Genomic DNA, 18,887 nt, shown 5'->3' with positions numbered 1-18,887 from the left:
AACGAAACGTCCGTTGCCTCCAGTATCCGCGCCGGTTTGTAATTCGCATCTGTTCTGAACCGTGTTATTTCAAAATTCCCGAAATCATCGCCTGTTCCTTCCTGATGGATGTATGTAATTTTTAATCCCGCGGATTGTTTTCTGCGCCATTTCTCTGAATCCGCTGCAAATAGCGCCCGGTTATGTCCCGGTTCATAAACAAGCAGTTTCCTGTACGTATCTTCCGAGTCCCTGCTAAAATTGAGCTGTGAATATAACTGCCCCAGATCAAACACCAGCTCCGCATCTTCCGGGTGACGCTCCGCTAATTTTTCATAATAGGAAACCGCCGTCCGCTTTCGCCTTAACCAGTTATTTTTCTTTGCCTGCCATTCCCAATATAGTTCCTGATTATCGGGAAAATCTTCGCAGAGTTTTTCATATGCATCGTTTGCCTCTTCAAGCATCAGCGCCCAGCCGTAAACCCTCGCAATCTCATGACGCACCACAAGGTCTCCCGGACGTATTTCTTCATATTTTTCGTACCACTGCAATCCTTCTCCAAACTGCTTCGTCCAGCTATACAATCTAGCCAGCCATTTCACCGTCCGGTAATCGTTTGGGTCAAGCTCATGCAGCGCCAAATGCTGTTCTATTGCCGGTGCGTATTCACGATGCGAAGCAAGATGTTTTGCATATTCATAGCGAACGCCCATATCCTCCGGATACTGTTCTATTGCTCTAAGGTACTGATTCACTACAAATGCATAGCACTTCCCCTTTAACCCTTTTTCAAAATATCCCATTCTTGACAAAATCATGCGAAAGATGGAAACATCCTCCTGACGTTCTGTAAGATAGCGCGTTATTTCATTATCAGCAAAAACTTCATCGCCGTTCATTAAGCGCTCAATAATAACCAGTGTTTTCATTGCGACCGTAGCGGCGCTATCTTCTGGGATTTGCGACAGCTTTGTATTAAAAAACCCTTCATCCTTTTGCAATCGAATCATGCTCTCGAAATAACGCGGGACGTCTTTCGGCGGCAAACGCAGCATTTGAATTTCATCAAATAATTCTGTTGCCCTTTTTATATCGCCATAGTCCAGCATACATTCCACCATCCCCATTTTGTACCGCTCATTGTTCTCCTCTTCATAGAGTCCTGTATAAATGTCGAAAGATTGCTGGTAATTGCCCGCTTTATATTCCGCCCTTGCCAATTGATGCAGGACGTCATTGTTTTTGTAGTCTGACAATTCGCCGGCGATTCTCCATGTTTCAAGAATATGCATTGACAAAATCTTTGTCTGGTCATACAGCGTTTCGTCACCGAGGAGCTGTGGCCGTACCATAGCGGCGTCTTTTGAATACTCTGATAGTTGCTTGCCCAGCGCCAGTATCGATTCATCGCGATCAGTTAACTGTTTACTTGCATTTTTGAGCAAGACCCTGAGAATCGCCGCGCCGTAATCTTCCGGCAGCATGGTGGATAATAGTGCAATCTCTTTTTCCGCCTCTTTGTACTGCCCGATCCTTATCCGGGAGAGAATAGAAAGGGTCAGCATTTTTGCCCTGTCAATTATGTCCTCTTCCGGCAATTTTTCTAAATATAGCGCCGCTTTTTCCAAAAGCTGTTCATCTTTTTCTAACCCGTAATAACTCTCTAATTCCACCGTTTCGGCCCTATTTCCTTCTTCTTTTGATACGTCAACTGTTTGCAGGATGGACAATGACGTTTCATAATTTTTTAATAGGGCGAAGATTTCCGCCCTTGTGAGTTCAATATTCAGTTGCGCCTCCGGAACGGTTTGAAACTGTCCGATTACTTCAAACCCCTTTTCCGGCATTTCTGAGTACAAATAGTTTAACGCCAACTGTTCCGTCAGGTGAATATCTTTCTTCCTGGTCGCCAATCCTTTTTCCAGTAAATGTGTTGCTTCCTTCAACTTTCCCATGGACATATATTTATCAACTATTGCTGACAAAGACTTGCTCCAGCCCTTTGCATTCGCATCCATTTCATCCCACACCGCCAGCGCCTTTTCAATATCCCCCAATGCAAGAAAGGCGTCCACAAAAAAAGGGCGGTTATCATCCGTCATTTCAATCTTTTCGAGCCCTTGCGGTAAAATGTCCGACAATAATAACCGGTTTTTCGACCAGGTTACCGTCTTCAGGTATCCCAGCCAGACCTTGCCTTCTTCCGGAAACTGTGCTGTTAATTGCTGATATTTTTCTATTGCCTTCTCATAGTTTTTCGACCACGCCTCTATATCTGCACCGAGCAATAATAATTCGAGGGTATTTTTGTCATCCGGCACTCCAGCCAGAATAGCCCTCACCTCGTCATAATTCTTTCTTTGCAGAAGAATATTTAGTTTCAACATCAGGAAATCGGCATTAAACGGGTCGGTGTACAGCACCTTATTGCACACTTCAATGGCTTTGTCAAAATATTCTATTTTCGCCAGAACGCCTGCAATCTCTTTTAACTTAAATCTTTCTGCCACTAATTTATCAAAAATAGAAAGAGCCTCGTCTTTCCTGCCCTGTTCGATATAACAATATGCAGTGCCAAGGTGTGCTTCGTTGGCAGTTTCAGTAAATGAAGCGGCAAATTGGAAAAATTCAATTGCCATCTCAAAATTGCCCGTGTGGTAACTTTTCCATGCCTTGCCAATATAATAGTCTCCTTCGTACGTCTGAAAGAATTCCTCAGATGCTTCATCGCTTTCGAGCAATTTATCTTCCACATCAGAAATATCCACCCTCCCCGTACCAACCTGCTGTTTTCTTATAATTTCCAAAGATTGTTCATCACCTTTCCTCTTTATTTCAAGCGAAGGAGATGCCTCCATAATAACCCTTCTGTCCTTTAAGGAGACAATGTCCAAAGACGCCTTTGGGTAGCCGTTTTTTTTAATCGACTCCACATAGGGCAATAAATCATACTGTCTGGTGGAGTACCCTGCGCAAATAACGTAGATATGATCCCGCTGTTCTAACCACACAGGAAGGGGTACCATGCGTGAAACACGCATAGTATGTTGTTTTGCATCTTCCATTTCTGCAAAACTTGCTGCTTCAATGGTAAATATGTCCGCCTGTTTTGCCATAACGCCGTTGCCTAAGAACCATTGCATAGCGACTAAATCATGCGGCTTATTGTTAGCCAAAAGGTAATTATTTATTCCAACAAACAGCGCCGTAGTTTCGTTATACCCTTTTTTAAAAATGTTTTCGGAGTGAGGACAATCATCTGCCCAGTTGGTTTGTACAGAGGCAACGCCATTAAGGGTTAAAATAACCAGAAAGAAACTGCAATACACTGCTAATGACCGTAAATAATGCTTTGTTAGTGGTGGCTGGAGTTTCCTCCCGTCGTACCTGATATGATGTTTTTTCATGCCTGCAATAATTATTTTCTTTCTCACCTTTTCCCTGGAAGCTTGTTGTCTCCGGTTTTTGCAGAGAGTTTTGCCTTCAAATCAAGTTCAATATCAGGGTATTTTCCTGCAACGTTATTTTTTTCTTGCGGGTCGCTTTCCAGGTCATACAGCTCATACGTATCTACATTATTGCCATTTTTGGCAATCAACTTCCATCTCTCTGTCCTTATGCAGCGCAATCTGATATTTCGCAATACTTCAGTGCTTTGGTATCCGCCCATAATGGTTTCACAATAGACTATTGGTGATTCCCCGCCTTGATCCTTTTCCATTAACGGCACCAGTGAACGTCCCTCTAATGCATTTGTGTTTGCAATACCAAGCATATCGAGAATCGTGGGCATAATATCAATCTGTTGCACGTTTGCTCCGATGCGTTTGTGTGTTATTTTTTTTGACCACAAAATGATGAGCGGTATTCGTATTATTTCATCGTACAGCTTTGCATTTATCGAAGTTGATGCATGGCCAACAAACCCATGTTCAAACAACTCTTCCCCATGGTCGGAAGTGATGATAATTATTGTATTTTCGTACAATTCCCATTCCTTCAGTTTCGCGGTCAGTCGTCCTATAGAATCGTCCAATGGCGGTAACTGGCTATCATACAAAGCAACCGCAAGGCCTTTCTCCTCATCGGTAAAAACAACGGCATCATGCTTGATAACCGACTTCGTTTTTATCAGTGAAACCCCTTCGGATTCATGCGCAGGTTTCATCCCATTAGCTTCCGCAATTTCCTTGCGAGAAGAATCCGGGGGATTATAGGGCAAATGCAGTCCGTGATAATGATACCATATAAAAAACGGTTGATCTTTGTAGGCATGTAATAATTTCAACAAATCCTCGGCTTCTTTTCCCTCGAATTGCCCTTTTCCCACTGCATCAAAACCCAGGTTCCTGTAATTGGGGATATCAACAAACCTTGGCAGCACGGGCACGGCGTATCCGTTTTCCCTTAGAATTTCAGGCAATGTCACGACTTTTGTATCCAGCGAATCTCCCCGGGCTTCCACCTTATGGGTAAACGGATATAAGGAAGTGAATATCGAAATCATCCCGGGCGTGGTCCATGCCGACTGGCTAAATGCATTGATAAACAGCGCCCCTTCTTTTGCAAGGGTGTCAATATTAGGAGTCAGGTTTTTAGAATATCCGTAACATCCAAGATGATCAGGCCGGCAGGCGTCAATGGTAAAAAGCAGAATATTAGGTCTACGTTCCATTGCATATGCTTTATCGCAACCGAAATATACTATTACAAATAATGTATAAACAAAACATATTTGTATAGCAGTTTTAATTGTATCATTTAAAAAAAGTGACATTTTCGTTTTTTGGTATCAGTCGTACAAATTTTTAAATCCCGCCAAAATTCATATCATTATATATCTTTTTCCCCTCATTTCACCCTGATTTTCCCATTCTTTTTCTTTGGATACTTCAGGAGTTCTGGAATTTGCCACAACACCGGTAACTGCAACATTTGAGGTTCGCGTTTACGATACAGATGGCAATGCAAGTGGATGGACAGAGTGAGAAAACTGATTCGGATGGTGCTGTAACGTTCAGCCTCGAAACGGGTGATTATGCCATCACGGTTAGCTTAGCTGGATATGATACAGAAATTGTTGCAGTAACTCTAGCAGCACCCGTAACTATACAGGCGGTGGGGTTATCTCTCTCGGCTTGCCCTAACGTTTCAGAGGTTACTGCAACTACCGCATCGGTGCCACCTGATGAACTGGAAGTAGCAAAAGGCGATAGCGAAGATGTTGTTATTACGGCAACAGATGATAACGGATGCCCTGCAGCGGGCGTAAAAGTGAAAAAAAGGTTGCTTTGGCAAACAATAAAAAGGTTAGCGTCTCTCCTCTCAGCGCAACAACAGATGCAAGTGGTCAGGTAACGTTTACTGTCAAGGCGAAAAAGAACAAAGGCTACGCCAGCATGAAGTTTAGCATAAGCGGTGTGAAAGATAAACCAAAAGTAAAGGTTGCCCTTACGAAGTAAAAAGCGGGCTGACGAACACGCAGACAGGCGATTCTCCCAGACCGGGACGGTCTGGTTACCTTCGGAAACGTACACAGACAGGGAAGAGTAGAGACACGCCATGGCGTGTCTCTACTAATTGTTTATAGCCAAAAGTATCTATTTCTCTAAAATTTAATATACAATCCAGGTATCAATAGATGGGTGGCACAGGCATTTTGCCTGTGCGGAATACAGGCAGGAATGCCTGTACCACCTTTGCAATAAATTTTATTATTCATCTTCCAAAAAACCTTATTTTTTTGACTATATTTACAAAAAATCGGGAAGGCACCCGTCCCAATTTGCATGGTCGTTTTGTGAAACAGGACGAACTGTAATTGAACGGAGTAGTTCGTTGTGTGTGTTATCGATTGGTGTTGTATTCTGGTTCATGCCCTAAAATATAAAATATTTTAGAGGGAATGTTCACGTTTTTTTACATATCTTTGTATATTATATGCTTATGGAAAACTTTGACAGCGCTGTGATTTGACCCCTCCAATTATTTGCTCTTAAGAAAGAAACCCAATATCCAGTTAAGTACACCGAAAACAAGCGCTATCAACAAATACGAAAGAAAACCCCCGACGATGTATAATCGCATGCCTGACGGAGCAAAAACAATCAGAAGCCTTGATGTGATAAATATAATAAGCCCGTTGATGGGAATCAAAAATAGTCCCATAGTAATAAAAATTAAAGGGGATGTAATGAATTTAAGTATTGGTTTAATAAAAAAATTTAAAAAACCAACCAAAATTCCAATGGTTGCGTATGCGCCTACCCCTCCCGTAATTGCAAGTCTTTGCGGAAACAAAAGAGTAACACCATATATAGCAAGTGAATGTATAAACATCGTTAACAGCAATGGACGTACAATATGTTTGATAATCATAATTTAAAGCCCCGTTTTTCACTTATGATGTTAAAGGAAACTTTACGATAGACCAGAGAATATCATACCACAAACTTATGGGGAAGGATCAGGAAACGGTAGTTGTTTGTTATGAGTTTCAGGCGTTGTGATTTTAAAAATAGAGGCCATCCAATCCACTTATCCCGAACGGTACATTTTAATGCTGCGGTAGCCCAGCCGATCAAAGCAAGCCATTGTCCTTGTGATTCTGCTACGTAGCGAATTGATTCTCTTACGAGAGAACGAAATCCAAGGTAATAATACTTGCGCATCAGTGTGTTCCTGTTTGCCTGCTCGTTTTGCTAAACAGGACGAACCGCAATAGTACTGAGTAGTTCGTTGCGGGTGTTATCGAATGGTTTTGTATTATGGTTCATGCCCTAAAATATAAAATATTTTAGGGGGGATGTTCACGTTTTTTAACATATCTTTGTATATTTTGTGCTTATGGAAAACTTTGACAGCATCGTGGGTCTTAGAAGGATAAAAGCACAAAATCAAGGAGTTTCGATTTACCCTACATTTCCATTTTCCCAATGCTTTCGCTGGCTCTAAAGGCGATCATCGTCCCATAGATGCCCACGAGTCCGGAAAAATATGACTGTTGTATCGCCCACCAGATTGCTTGAGGAACGCCATGGTTAGAAGAAAAATCATGAAAAACAACTGTTCCTCCATGTTTCAGAAACGGCATCCACGTCGTAATGTCTTTTTTTGTCGCATCTTCTGAATGGTCGCCGTCAATAAACAAAAGGTCTATTGAATGGAGTGGTTCCCGAAACGACTTTGCAGCTTCCTGAGAATCGGCAGCAATAGCTTCGACCTTCGATGATAGATTAAAATGGGCAATATTTTTGTCAAATATTTCCTTTGTGTTGTTTATTTTCAACCTGGACATTCTCTCTTGATACCTCATTCTGGCGGAAGGGTCGCTTGCCTGCCCTTTGAAGTTGTCAATGGCATATAGTTTTGCATCCTCACCTTTTAACCCTGACGCCAGGAGACAGGATGACTCGCCAATCCAACTGCCAATCTCAACAATTTTTGCATTTGCATGGAGATCGTGGCAAAGACGAAACAAGAAGGCGCGCTCGGGCAGTGAAGAAAGTCCCCGTCCCTGGAAATATTCCGTTATCCGGTAAAAGTCATCCCAGGGATACTGGGGAAACGCTGCTTTTGTTTTAACAATATATTTATTAACAGTTCTTTTCCACTGGTGTTTCTTGATACCCAGCAATGATTTGAACCCCATAGTTTTCCCCTGTTATAAAATGCGCTACTACAAGCGCGGGGCATTGTCCAGCGCCAATGCCGGATATTTGTCCATTTTCCGTTTATTGTAAAACGCCAAGCCAGTCTTTTAGTAAAAATTGAATCCTTCCGATAAGCAACGATAACCTCCCCATAACAGTGTATCCAAAAGATGCTCCGAAAGAAATCATAAGAAACCATATCCCTATTTTTGAGATTGTTCCTATCGAACCCTTATGTTCAACTGAAAAGATAAAATAAATAAGAACAGAAATAACCCCAAGCAGGATGAGTAATGTATTAATGCTGGAGAATACGGTTTCTCCTCCGGAAAATAGCGGGTGTAGGGAAGGTTTTATTTGTTCAAGGATGAAGGCGGAAATCACCCTTGGGATACTTACGCCCGCGCCGAGTCCAACCACAAATGCAAATGTCCAACGGCTTAACCATGATAATCGCCTTGAAAATCTCAGGAGCATAAAGACTCCCAGCATAGATGGAATGATTAATGAATACTGCGGAGCCTTTTCCGCTGCGGCAGAAAATAATGGTACTATGAGCGGATCATACAAATCGGGTTTTAAAAAATTATACCAAGTTATGATTATGGTATAACCTAATGAGACGCCAACATAAAGATTTTCGGTAATCTTAAACGCAGGATTGTCCTTGTAAAGAAAACTGTATATTGCCAGGGTTATCCCCGCCCCCAATATAATGCCAAATCCATCTGAAGATAAAGGCAACCTCCCCGATGACATTAATACAATATTAACAATGACAAACAGGATAATAGAGCCTACAAGGATATAGTAATTAGAATCTTTACGCATGCCGCGCCTTTCCGGAGGCAAAATAAATAACATTTCCAAATATGACAAATAAAATGATTATTACGTGCACAACACTTTGCGGCCTCATTCCGCTCACCGCATTTGCCTCTTTTCCTACCAACGCTTCATATTCTGCAGCGCCTTTTAACCCTCCGAGCAATCCTACCAACTGCTTTGACTGGAGAAAAGGATACATATCCGGTCCCATTACGGCAGTGCAACCGGCGCCGAGTTCAAATTTATATTTTTCCTTTCCGTAAACAATCCAAAGTTCTATTGTTGTGCCTGCAGCAAGGTCAAACAATAATTCAATATCCCTCAACGAGTCAACTTCCTGCAATATCGGCAAAGTAGAAGTATCATTCCCATAATAGTCCTTTGGAAAGGCGGAGTATAAATTCTCTCCCATATTTATAATGAGTGATGCAGACCCGGGTTTAAAGCCGAGAAATACATAATCTTCGCCGTTTACTTTCCGATACTGCTCCGCTACGGATACAATTGCCCGCTCTGCCAGACCTGGAGACCCAGGATAATGTGTCATCCCTATAACCTTTAAATTCCTTTGAAAACAATGATGGAGAAAGGCAATTGCCATTGGTTGCAGCTCTTCCTTTGAAGAAGGGTCATAATCAAATGATATAAGAACATGTGACCCTTCCGGAAGGGATTCCACCTTGTTGTATACTCCCTGAACCGGTATTGAGGCGGGTATTGGCAGTTCAAATCGTAAAATAAGAGAGACAATGACTGCAACCGTAATAATTGCAAAAATGATACGGCGGTCGATATGCAATAATCTTTCCACTAATCCCCTCCGCCAAGATAAGACCGTTCGATGCCAAAAATTATCTTTATTGAAGTAGCAATAGCCCCAAAGCTTACCCCCAGCAGAATACCCCTTTTTGCGGCAAGGTTTGGTACTGCCATGATCCAATCAGCGATTGCCGGTATGTAATGAGAGATGTAGTTTCCGATCGGAACCCTCCCCATCATAACAACAATTGCTGCAATGAGCAGCACAGCAGACTCTCTTGTACGCGCACGAAAGGTTCTGTATGCAGCAGAAGCAATAAAAAATGCCAGAATGGAAAAGATTGTTGCCCCGGCTGGCACCTGTACATAATAGTATATCCAATCCAGCATCGTCCCTTCCTGTTTATTATGCCAGAAAAATTCCCCTCCATTCAGGAGTCCGAATATAATTGTAATTGCTGCCCCAAAAAAGACAAAGATACTGTACCCCCACCCTTCTACTTTTCTCCTGATCCTTGTCCAATGGAGATGGAATAAGCTGTATGCGCCAATGAATACGGCGAATCCTGCGATAATCCTGTCCCATCGTGATACAACTTCAAGCAGATTTTGTGAAAGTTTATGGGGGACGTAATATTGTATTGCCATAAGTACGCCCATAACAAAGGCAATGATAAGTGGAATTGTTCGCTTTAAAAGATTCATAAGTAATTGCCTGCTAAAAGGATCAAAAAGCCTCAAACAAATGCGTAACAAACGTAAGCCCGAAACTGGCAAGCGCCGTACCTATGAGTAATATAATAATGAGCAGGCCCTTCCCCGCATCCTGCGCTCTGAGAGTGCCCATAAGCATTGGCTCCCTTGATAAATAAGCGCTTGCCGCGTAAAGTTCTTCTCCTATCAATGTATAGTCGCACGTAGTGATAAAAAACGGCAACTGTGTATATGCGTCAGTGCCGGCAATTTGTATTGCCCCTGTGGATGCGCCTGTTTCGGCTAAAAGCAAAGCCTCAGCGTAGAAGTATCCCATAAAAAAATTGGCTGCAGGCTTTTCGCGCGTCATGATGCCGCTCACTGCGGCTACATAAGGAAATTGTTCAGCGGCAACAAGGAATACGTTATCCTGATTGTAAGCATCAGGCCTTCCTGCTTCAAGATAAGATTCCTTTACCACTTCCTGACTAACTGACATGACGATAGGGTCACTGTTTACCACTTTGAGAGTAGCATCGTAGTCAGCAATTTTGCGGGCAATCCTGCCCAGTATGTTGGTGGACGCAATCGTTGATATTGTTCCCATTGGCGTCAAACCATGCACAAAAAGCACCGGTTTCCCCATTTCTGTGGCGCGTCCCAGGGCTTCATCAACCGCATCAAGTCCTCCGATCTTCCGCAAAAACATGTCGGGATTTCGCCTGGCATGCAGGATGAAATAGAGGACAATGCCGGAAAAAACAATCATAATGGCAAAATTATTGATCTTTTTCATGTCCAGCCAGTTTCCGCGCGGCGTGGCGAAAGCAATGTTTTCTGAAAAAACCTTTTCCTCACTGGAAATTACAGCAAGTTTAAAATAAAAACGCTGTCTTTTCTCCAAGGTTTCTCCGTTAAAAACCTTTAGCGGATTTATCTGCACATAGTGATAATTCCCGTTGTCTTCCTTGTAGCCATAAATTTCAGGTGCGCCTTTTCGATAACAGGTATTTGATTGAATACGCAATGCTTCCCTTTCAAAGGAACCGTTTTTTTCTTTATCCGCATAAATCACATAAAAAACATCTGCACAATCGCTGGGAGAGGCATCCCATGTGAATGAAACCGTCTCTCCGGCGTCGTTTGGTGTGTCAAAGGCTGAAAACTCTTTTGGAGGAATGAGAAATGAAGGCAACTCCGCATACAGTTGTATAGCGGAAAAAAATGTTGTCAGACAAATAACGATAAAAACGGAGAGAATATTTTTAATGGTATCTTTCAAGACAGGAAAAGACATACGATGAATAAAAGAAAAATTGAAAACTCCCCGCTTTGACGGGCATTACAATCGAAGCTGGCATAGTCAGAATCAAACGAGCAGGAAATAAAAAATACGAAATTCGAAGTACGAAATACGAAACAAATTCGAATAACAAAGCATAAAATTCGAAACAAATCCAAAACATCCCTGTCTGCGTGCGACCACGCACAGGCAGGCAACAATATGAAACGCGAGATACGAAAGGTGCACCTGTTTAGAATTTCAAATCATTTTGTCATTGGAATTTGCTTCGGATTTCGAATTTCGTGCTTCGGATTTCTCAATTATCGGATTCCACTATTAAATATTTTGCCAAAAAATGCAAAGAAATTACTGATTAGGTACTAATGTAAGATTCCACGCTACTTTCGTGACCATCAGGCGATGGTCGGTTCATTATAATTTATGGTAGTTAAAATACAATAGGAAAAAACAATCAGTCATTTGGTAACTTATATATTTTATACATAGATTCCTTGTGATCATGGCGGAGTTATATTTCAGAGGCAGCAAGAAAAAGTCCCTGCTGTCACGGGAAATGGGAACCGGAACGTTTCGTACATGCCTGTTGTGTCATAACGGCAGTAAACAGGCAGGCAATGCACCTTTCAACCGGTCTTTTTATTGCAATAAAGTGGAAATGTACTCTTCCGTATAGTATAGTGCTTTGAAAATAATATTTTCAAAGGACCCGTGAGGGTTCTGAAAAAAATGAGGGCTAATATATTCCCATACAACAAGCCCGTCAGGCGTCACCTGGAACATACGTCCATAGAACCCTTCGGTAATTAATGTATTACCATTCGACAAACGTTGCACACCTGATACACTTGGGCTGAAGAAATTCCATTCCGGCGAATCCTCATAATCCCAAACGATTTCGTTTGTTTCCGGTTTTATCTCGATGACGCGGGAATACGGTATATGTTCATTCTGACGAAACTCTCCATTATCAAAGATAAGAATGTTTCCATTTTGCAGCATGCTTGCGTCATGTTGTTGTGATAATACCGTACTTCCCACTCGCCATTCAAAATCGCCGCTTTTCTTATTTACGATGCCAACGACAGATATATTGCGAAAGCTCACAAGGACTCTATCGTCATCCAGGGGTTCCACGGCATTAGCGTGTCCCCATTCGGTACGTGTACAATTTGGCTGTATCATATCTGTTCCGGGATCAAGGTGTTCATAGGAATGCCATTCCCAGATGCTATTTCCGGCAGCGTCAACTTCTATTATGACGTCCGCCCACATACCGTCATTGCCGGTATCCGCTACTCCGCCCTTAACCACCGCTGCAATATCTTCGGGCATCTGTTCGGTTGCCAGATATATTGCACCGCCGGTAGATGTACGCCGCGCATCATGATGCTGATAAGGGTCCAGATATTCCCATACAACATTCCCATACCAGTCTACCTCCATAAGGATTCCACCTTTAATTGCATACCAGTCCGGCCAGATATCCCACGTCTCATCATGAACCTTACCCATGTAAAAAAGATTGCCATTGGGCAAAAGATATCCATATAATCCGGGCGGATAGGGCAGATTCCATTGATGAACCACTTCTCCCTTAATATCGACAAGATATACCGTCCCCGGGCTCGAAACAGGGGAGTAAAGGGCATATCCTGGCAAGGCCTTGTTTTCGTCCAAGGCAGTCGTTCCTTGTTTTGTAATACGGCGGTAGGTTTGCTGGTCAATGATTTTTCCGCCGGCATCCGATTCTTTTAATGATATTCCGCCTAGCAACACTACTACGGCAATGGCGCAACAAAAAAGCCTCGCATTCATTAGCGGTATTATTTTGTTAATAGCACAATTCATTTTCATTGTGAAAAATCTCCCGCCGCTTAAAAATAAAAACAGTAGATCAAGGCTATCGCTATTGCCCCAATCCCAAGCTGCAAAGGCGCCCCTATCATCAGATAATCCCTGAATCTGTAGCCACCAGGCCCATATACCATCAAATTTGTCTGATAACTAATGGGAGTTGCAAAGCTGGCAGAGGCAGCAATCACGATGGCGATGGCAAATCCGCGCTGGTCGGCATTGATAGCGGAAGCGGCGGAAACAGCTATCGGAAACAGCATCGCAGCAGCCGCATTATTCGTAATGACTAACGTATAAATGCTTGTGAAAAAATAAATGCTTGCCAATATTCCCAGCAAGCCAAAATGATCTCCAATCCTGACGATTATATGCGCCAAAACATCCGCAAGGCCGGATTGTTTTACGGCATTTGCAATTCCCAGGGACATTGCAATGATTATAAGCACCCGCCAATCAATCGTCCTTCTGACTTCGCCGGCATTTGCCGTTCTGGTTAAAACCAGAATAATAACCCCTAAACCTGCGGCAGACAACAGTGGAAGAATATTTGCCACCGTTAAAATAATCATCATAAAAAATACGCCTACAGAAACATATCCCCTCCACTGAGGTTTAGAAGGCAATGCCTCTGTAACTGCAATAAGGTAAAAATCCTTTGAATGGTACCACTTTTTATAAAAATTCTTTCCTGCCAGCAGCAACAGGGTATCGCCAGGACGCAAACTAATGTCGCCAATTTTTTTCGCAATACGTTCCCCATGCCGGTGTATTGCAATAATAACCGCCTCATACTTAGAACGAAAATCGCTATCACGAACCGTTTTCCCTACCAATGGAGAACCGGGGGAAACAACGCACTCAAAGGTCCTTATTTCTGCCGAATCATATTGTTTGAGATTAAAGTGTGAATCTTTCGTCAACTGCAATCCGGGAATCTTCTGCAATTCCAAAATAGTCTTTGGAACCCCGGTGAAAAACAATCTGTCGTCTAATAGTATTTTTTCATCCGGTTTTGCAGGAGCGATTCTCCGTCCATTTCTCTCAATTTGAAAAAGGAAGAGACCCTTCAACTTTCTCAGTCCGGCGCTTTCTATGGTCTTACCTATGTTTTCATATTCCTGTGTAACTTTCAGCTCTATGACAAATTCCCTGGTGTGTTCACCTAATTCAATCAATGGCTCTTTTCTGTTAGGAAGCAAGCGATGGCCTAAAAAACTCGTAAATAAAATACCTAAAATGGCGACAGGTATGCCTATCTTTGAAATCTCAAAAAATCCCAATCCTTCCATGCCATAATCAATCATTAACCCATGAATTATCAGATTTGTGCTTGTACCGATAAGCGTACACATCCCGCCCAATATCGCGCCATAAGAAAGCGGAATCAGGTATTTAGAGGGAGCGTAATGATGTTTTTCCGTCCACGAACGTATCGTTGGGATAAACATCGCCACAACAGGGGTATTGTTTATAAAGGCAGAGATGATTGATACGGGGAATAAAAGTTTTAGTAATGTATGACTAATACGGGTATTTTCTTTTCCCAATATAATTGGGCTAATTTGCTTTAACATGCCGGTATTGCTTAATGCGCCTGCAATGACAAACAAAAGGGCAATGGTGAGCATGCCGACGTTTGAAAATCCCGCGAACGCCTCCTCTAATGTGATTATTTTCCCCATAAGCAAAAGCAGCAATATAGAGAAAAATAATACTTCCAGCTCTATGATATCAAGGATAAGCAGAATGCTCATGATGATAAGCAAAGATAATGTATACCACATTTTAAAATCGAGTGTCATTTATTTGCCTTTATGCACAAAAGTCCTTTTTGCAAAATAAGAGAGGGGCACGATAAAAATAGTGACTCTATCACATACAATTTTGGATTGCAAGCCCCATATAATCAATTAAAAACATGCCTCTCTATTAAAATATGTCAAAATATACCTTACGGGTTCGCAAAATGTGATTTCTTAAAGGTTGCAGTTGTAGAACGAAGAGTCTCTTCGCTTGCTCTATTTTGGGATTAGCGAAGTGGCACTTCGCTCTACAGTTCATATTTTATGAACTCCAGGCGGGTTCAGGTTTGTAACCTGAACCCGCGAAGAAAAGAAGTTTTTATTGGGAGGAACTATGAATTTCCACTTGCTGCCACAATCATTTTATAATGTAACAGCACCATATTTTAAGCTTGACTTGATGTAGAAAAGTATCTAGCATAACTATCGTGTTTAATAAAAATCTTTTTTCATATTGAATTCATGCCATGTTTCTTCGATATAGTCCACAAAACAAAAAATTTACCAATATCGCAGTTCTGACATTCCTTATTCCTTATCTTTTACTGACGCTTACCGTAGGCGGCTTTCATAACGGCAGCTTTGGGGCAAGCGAGTGTGAGCACACACAACCTCATGTTGTAGAAGAAACAACAGGCGCACAAATTAAACATCATGAAGATGCCAGGCAGCACAACCCTGAAACATGCCAAATATGCCAATGGCTAAAAACCTCCTCCCTGACGTGTCAATTTCTTACGTTCGAAACATTTGCCGGCATCACCTCCACCATTTCCGCCCCGACATATGCTGTTATCTCTTTAACCACTATTCATAAACTCACAATACGTCCTCCACCCAATAACCTTGTATTTCTTTTATCATAAAGACAGGCATTTGCGGGCATAAACCTGTAAAAATACACCTCTGATTTCTCCCAAAAGGCGTCGTTTACTGCCGCCGCTGTTTCTGATGGTTTATCTCCATCCAAACACTATGTAATGTATATGCAGCAGCGCCGCTCCATAACGAGGCATATTTTTCGCAAACCGCCTGTCTGAATATTTTTCCATACGCTCAAAAAAACGTAATCAAATGATGCGCCATTGAGCAATAAACCCAGAATACAGGAGAGGATTGTTATGAAATACATGCCATTTTTAATTTTTTTCTGTGTATTTTTCGCAGGAAATCGTATGTCCATAGTATTTTCTGAAGATTTTTCAAAATCCGGAAATCAAATGTCTTCGGAACACATAGCTGAAAAATTACATCCTGCCGAAGATGGTGTTCATATGAAAAAAGATGATTTCAATGCGATGATGAATCAACTTCAGGATATGAAGATGCTTATTGAAGAAATGAAACGGGATTACAACCGTCGTTTAGATAAAATGCAGGAAAAAATCGCTACTTTAGAAAAAGAAAAGGCGCAATTAACTGAAAAAAAACCGCTGCCTACGGAAGTTGACGCAAAGCCTGCCGGCCTTGAAGGCGTTTACGTAAAGAAAGAAGAATTTGAAGACGTTGTAAAACAAGTTCAGGATACAGAAAAACAGCTTAAAGACATGGAATTAAAATATGACGTCATTGAGAAAGAAGAACAGGATTATATGACTACCGCGCAAATTAGTCCTGATCCGGCGACGGAAAAATGGACGCCGGCACAACCGATTACTTTATGGAGCGCCGGAAGAAATTATATGGACATTGCTTTTAACGGACTATTTTCCGCAGGCGCCTCAACCGACGAGGAGGTACAATCTCTTTTTGGAGGCGCGCACGACCCTAATCAGCGTGGATTTACCTTGCAACAATTAGAAACTACATTTGAAGGTGCAGTAGACCCTTATTTCAGAGGGCAGGCAAATATCATCTTTCAAATTGATAACGAGGGAGAATCATTTCTGGAAGTAGAGGAGGCCTTTTTAACGTCAATGTCGCTGCCGCTTAATTTACAGGTAAAAGCCGGAACATTTTTTACTGAGTTTGGCAGACACAACGAAACACATCCCCATTCATGGGTTTTTGTAGATCAACCGTTAGTCAACAATCGATTTTTAGGTCCTGACGGACAAAGAAATCCCGGAGCGCGGCTTGCGTGGCTTGCGCCTGTGGAAAACTACACGGAATTCTTTATTGCCGTTCAAAACAGTCAGGGCGAAACTGCGTATAGCTTCCGGAGCGAGGAAGATATGTTTGGCCGGGAATCTGTTGAAACGGACGTCCATAATCTAAGAGACATGCTTTATACCCCTCGGGTAATAACTGCTTTTGAGCTGACCGATGAACAAATACTTATGCTTGGATCTTCCGCATCCTTCGGCCCAAATGCTACAGGCAGAGATCAGGATACGATTGTTTACGGGATTGATTTATTCTGGAAGTGGAAGTCTAAATATGCCGAAGGGGGATTCCCTTTTGTGAGCTGGCAAACGGAGGTCATGGGAAGACGTTTCGAAGCGGGAGCAGATGAAGATCATGGACTATCAAACGAAGTATTTCACAACTGGGGCGCGTATTCGCATGTTCTCTGGGGATTCAAAAAACGGTGGGTGGCAGGACTAAGGGCGGATTACGTTGACGGATTAAGAGGCGCGCTGGCAGAGGACTCCGATGAAGATACTGCCGATGAAGAAGGCGGACATCTTCACGGCAATGTTTTGGGTTTTGAACGATACCGGCTTTCACCCAATATTACTTTTTATTTAACAGAATTCTCAAAACTCCGTTTGCAGTATAACTATGATAATATACTGGGCGATGACCGCACGGAGCATTCCGTATTTCTTCAATTTGAATTTTTGTTAGGGTCGCATGGAGCGCATAAATTCTAAATTACTAAATAAGAAAAACTTATCTTCCCACAGGCGGGTTCTGGTTTGCAGCCTGAATCCAACATTAAAGATGTTTTTTTAACATTTTATTGGAAAATCAACGATAAAAAGAGGTAAATTTATGAAAGCAAAAATACTACTTTCTCTATGGTTTTGTTTTTTACTTTTAGCATCACAGCAAACACTCTCTCATGCAGGGAAATTAACCATTGTAACGTCAACTGCTGAGCTGGACTCTTTGGCGAAAGAAATCGGCGGGGACTATGTTACAACAACAAGCATTGCCAAACCCACGGAAGATCCACATTTTGTTGATGCGAAGCCAAGCTTTGTCGTGAAGCTGAACAAAGCGGATTTATTTATTGAATCGGGTATGGAATTAGAGATCGGCTGGTTGCGGAATCTCATAATAGGGGCAAGAAATAAAAATATACTTCCAGGACGATCGGGATATGTCCTTGCCTCAAAAGGAATCAATCCTCTGGAAATACCGGATCCTTCGATGTCCGACCGTTCGATGGGGGATGTTCATCCTATGGGGAATCCTCATTTTACCCTGGACCCTTTAAACGGGATGACGGTTGCAAGACAAATAAGTGAACGATTATGCGATATTGACCCGGCAAATTGTTCGTATTACGAAGGCAATTATAATGCGTTTATTGAAAAACTGAGAATAAAACTGGCCGAATGGGAAAAAAAATTAGCGCCTTTTAAGGGGACAAAAGTAATCACCTATCATAAAACATATTCTTACTTTGCAAAACGTTTCAATCTTGATGTGGTGGGAACACTTGAACCTAAACCAGGTATTCCTCCTTCTCCCACGCATATTAATGAACTTATTCCCCTGATGAAAAGAGAGGGCGTGAAACTTATTATTGTTGAGCCATTCCGGGAACGAAGAACGTCTGAATTTGTAGCGGATAAAACAGGAGCAACCATTATCGCACTGCCAATTATGCCGGGTGGGCAAAAAGAAACAGAGGACTATCTCTCTCTTTTTGATTATAATGTTGATATAATTGTATCATCGTTGAAAAAGGAATAATAAAAGATCTTTTTTCGGTTAGTTAGTACCTTATGCAGTTGGCAATCTACAATCTACAATCTACAATCTACAATCGGCAATCGGCAATCGGCAAATTGAGGATTGAGGATTGCCGACTGAGGACTGTTCGTTTAATTCTGGCTA

General features: G+C 42.0%; 15 protein-coding genes. 5 read left to right on the top strand and 10 right to left on the bottom strand.

The window, feature by feature from the left end:
• A partial coding sequence (locus ABJL82_RS08225; protein WP_347274251.1) for a tetratricopeptide repeat protein occupies nucleotides 1–3,416 on the bottom strand: 3,416 nt, incomplete at its 3' end.
• Nucleotides 3,413–4,657 (bottom strand): sulfatase, encoded by a 1,245-nt coding sequence (locus tag ABJL82_RS08220; RefSeq protein ID WP_347274250.1) that lies wholly within the window; start codon nucleotides 4,655–4,657, stop codon nucleotides 3,413–3,415. The genes ABJL82_RS08225 and ABJL82_RS08220, both read right to left, overlap by 4 nt.
• Nucleotides 4,658–4,953: 296 nt before the next feature.
• Between ABJL82_RS08220 and ABJL82_RS08215 the strand changes: the two genes are divergently transcribed.
• Nucleotides 4,954–5,340, top strand: coding sequence for a hypothetical protein (locus ABJL82_RS08215; RefSeq protein WP_347274249.1), 387 nt, complete (start codon nucleotides 4,954–4,956; stop codon nucleotides 5,338–5,340).
• Nucleotides 5,341–6,067: 727 nt separating this feature from the next.
• A complete protein-coding gene (locus tag ABJL82_RS08210) occupies nucleotides 6,068–6,367 on the top strand; it encodes a hypothetical protein (protein ID WP_347274248.1) in 300 nt (99 codons plus the stop codon).
• A 55-nt stretch (nucleotides 6,368–6,422) separates the two neighbouring features.
• Here ABJL82_RS08210 and ABJL82_RS08205 read toward each other — a convergent pair whose 3' ends face one another.
• The 8 genes from ABJL82_RS08205 to ABJL82_RS08170 form a co-directional block, all read right to left on the bottom strand.
• Entirely contained in the window at nucleotides 6,423–6,653 is a 231-nt protein-coding gene (locus tag ABJL82_RS08205; RefSeq protein WP_347274247.1) for a Druantia anti-phage system protein DruA, read from the bottom strand.
• Nucleotides 6,654–6,898: 245 nt separating this feature from the next.
• The gene (locus tag ABJL82_RS08200; protein WP_347274246.1) at nucleotides 6,899–7,633 is read right to left on the bottom strand and encodes a class I SAM-dependent methyltransferase; all 735 of its coding nucleotides are present in this window, start codon (nucleotides 7,631–7,633) and stop codon (nucleotides 6,899–6,901) included.
• Between the two features lie 82 nt (nucleotides 7,634–7,715).
• Nucleotides 7,716–8,465, bottom strand: coding sequence for a hypothetical protein (locus ABJL82_RS08195; protein ID WP_347274245.1), 750 nt, complete (start codon nucleotides 8,463–8,465; stop codon nucleotides 7,716–7,718).
• Nucleotides 8,458–9,273, bottom strand: coding sequence for a hypothetical protein (locus tag ABJL82_RS08190; protein WP_347274244.1), 816 nt, complete (start codon nucleotides 9,271–9,273; stop codon nucleotides 8,458–8,460). Before ABJL82_RS08190 ends, ABJL82_RS08195 begins: the two co-directional genes overlap by 8 nt.
• Nucleotides 9,273–9,926: a hypothetical protein gene (locus ABJL82_RS08185; RefSeq protein ID WP_347274243.1), complete on the bottom strand. Its 654-nt coding sequence runs from the start codon at nucleotides 9,924–9,926 to the stop codon at nucleotides 9,273–9,275. The genes ABJL82_RS08190 and ABJL82_RS08185 overlap by 1 nt, the downstream gene beginning before the upstream one ends.
• 22 nt (nucleotides 9,927–9,948) lie before the next feature.
• Complete coding sequence (locus ABJL82_RS08180; RefSeq protein WP_347274242.1) at nucleotides 9,949–11,196, bottom strand: DUF6754 domain-containing protein; 1,248 nt, start codon at nucleotides 11,194–11,196, stop codon at nucleotides 9,949–9,951.
• 660 nt (nucleotides 11,197–11,856) lie between these two features.
• A complete protein-coding gene (locus tag ABJL82_RS08175; RefSeq protein WP_347274241.1) occupies nucleotides 11,857–13,074 on the bottom strand; it encodes an aryl-sulfate sulfotransferase in 1,218 nt (405 codons plus the stop codon).
• A 20-nt stretch (nucleotides 13,075–13,094) separates the two neighbouring features.
• Nucleotides 13,095–14,876 (bottom strand): SLC13 family permease, encoded by a 1,782-nt coding sequence (locus tag ABJL82_RS08170; RefSeq protein WP_347274240.1) that lies wholly within the window; start codon nucleotides 14,874–14,876, stop codon nucleotides 13,095–13,097.
• A 467-nt stretch (nucleotides 14,877–15,343) separates the two neighbouring features.
• On the opposite strand from ABJL82_RS08170, the gene ABJL82_RS08165 reads away from it, so the two are divergent.
• The 3 genes from ABJL82_RS08165 to ABJL82_RS08155 all read left to right on the top strand — a co-directional run bounded on the left by ABJL82_RS08165 (nucleotide 15,344) and on the right by ABJL82_RS08155 (nucleotide 18,743).
• Entirely contained in the window at nucleotides 15,344–15,742 is a 399-nt protein-coding gene (locus ABJL82_RS08165) for a hypothetical protein (RefSeq protein WP_347274239.1), read from the top strand.
• Between the two features lie 309 nt (nucleotides 15,743–16,051).
• Complete coding sequence (locus ABJL82_RS08160; protein ID WP_347274238.1) at nucleotides 16,052–17,692, top strand: hypothetical protein; 1,641 nt, start codon at nucleotides 16,052–16,054, stop codon at nucleotides 17,690–17,692.
• Between the two features lie 121 nt (nucleotides 17,693–17,813).
• Nucleotides 17,814–18,743: a metal ABC transporter substrate-binding protein gene (locus ABJL82_RS08155; protein WP_347274237.1), complete on the top strand. Its 930-nt coding sequence runs from the start codon at nucleotides 17,814–17,816 to the stop codon at nucleotides 18,741–18,743.
• The last annotated feature ends 144 nt before the right edge of the window (nucleotides 18,744–18,887 follow it).

The sequence above is a fragment of the Candidatus Kuenenia sp. genome, from assembly GCF_039794105.1.
Taxonomy (GTDB): Bacteria; Planctomycetota; Brocadiia; order Brocadiales; family Brocadiaceae; genus Kuenenia.
Note: the sequence above shows the minus strand (reverse complement) of the source record. Positions and strands in the feature narration are given on the sequence as shown.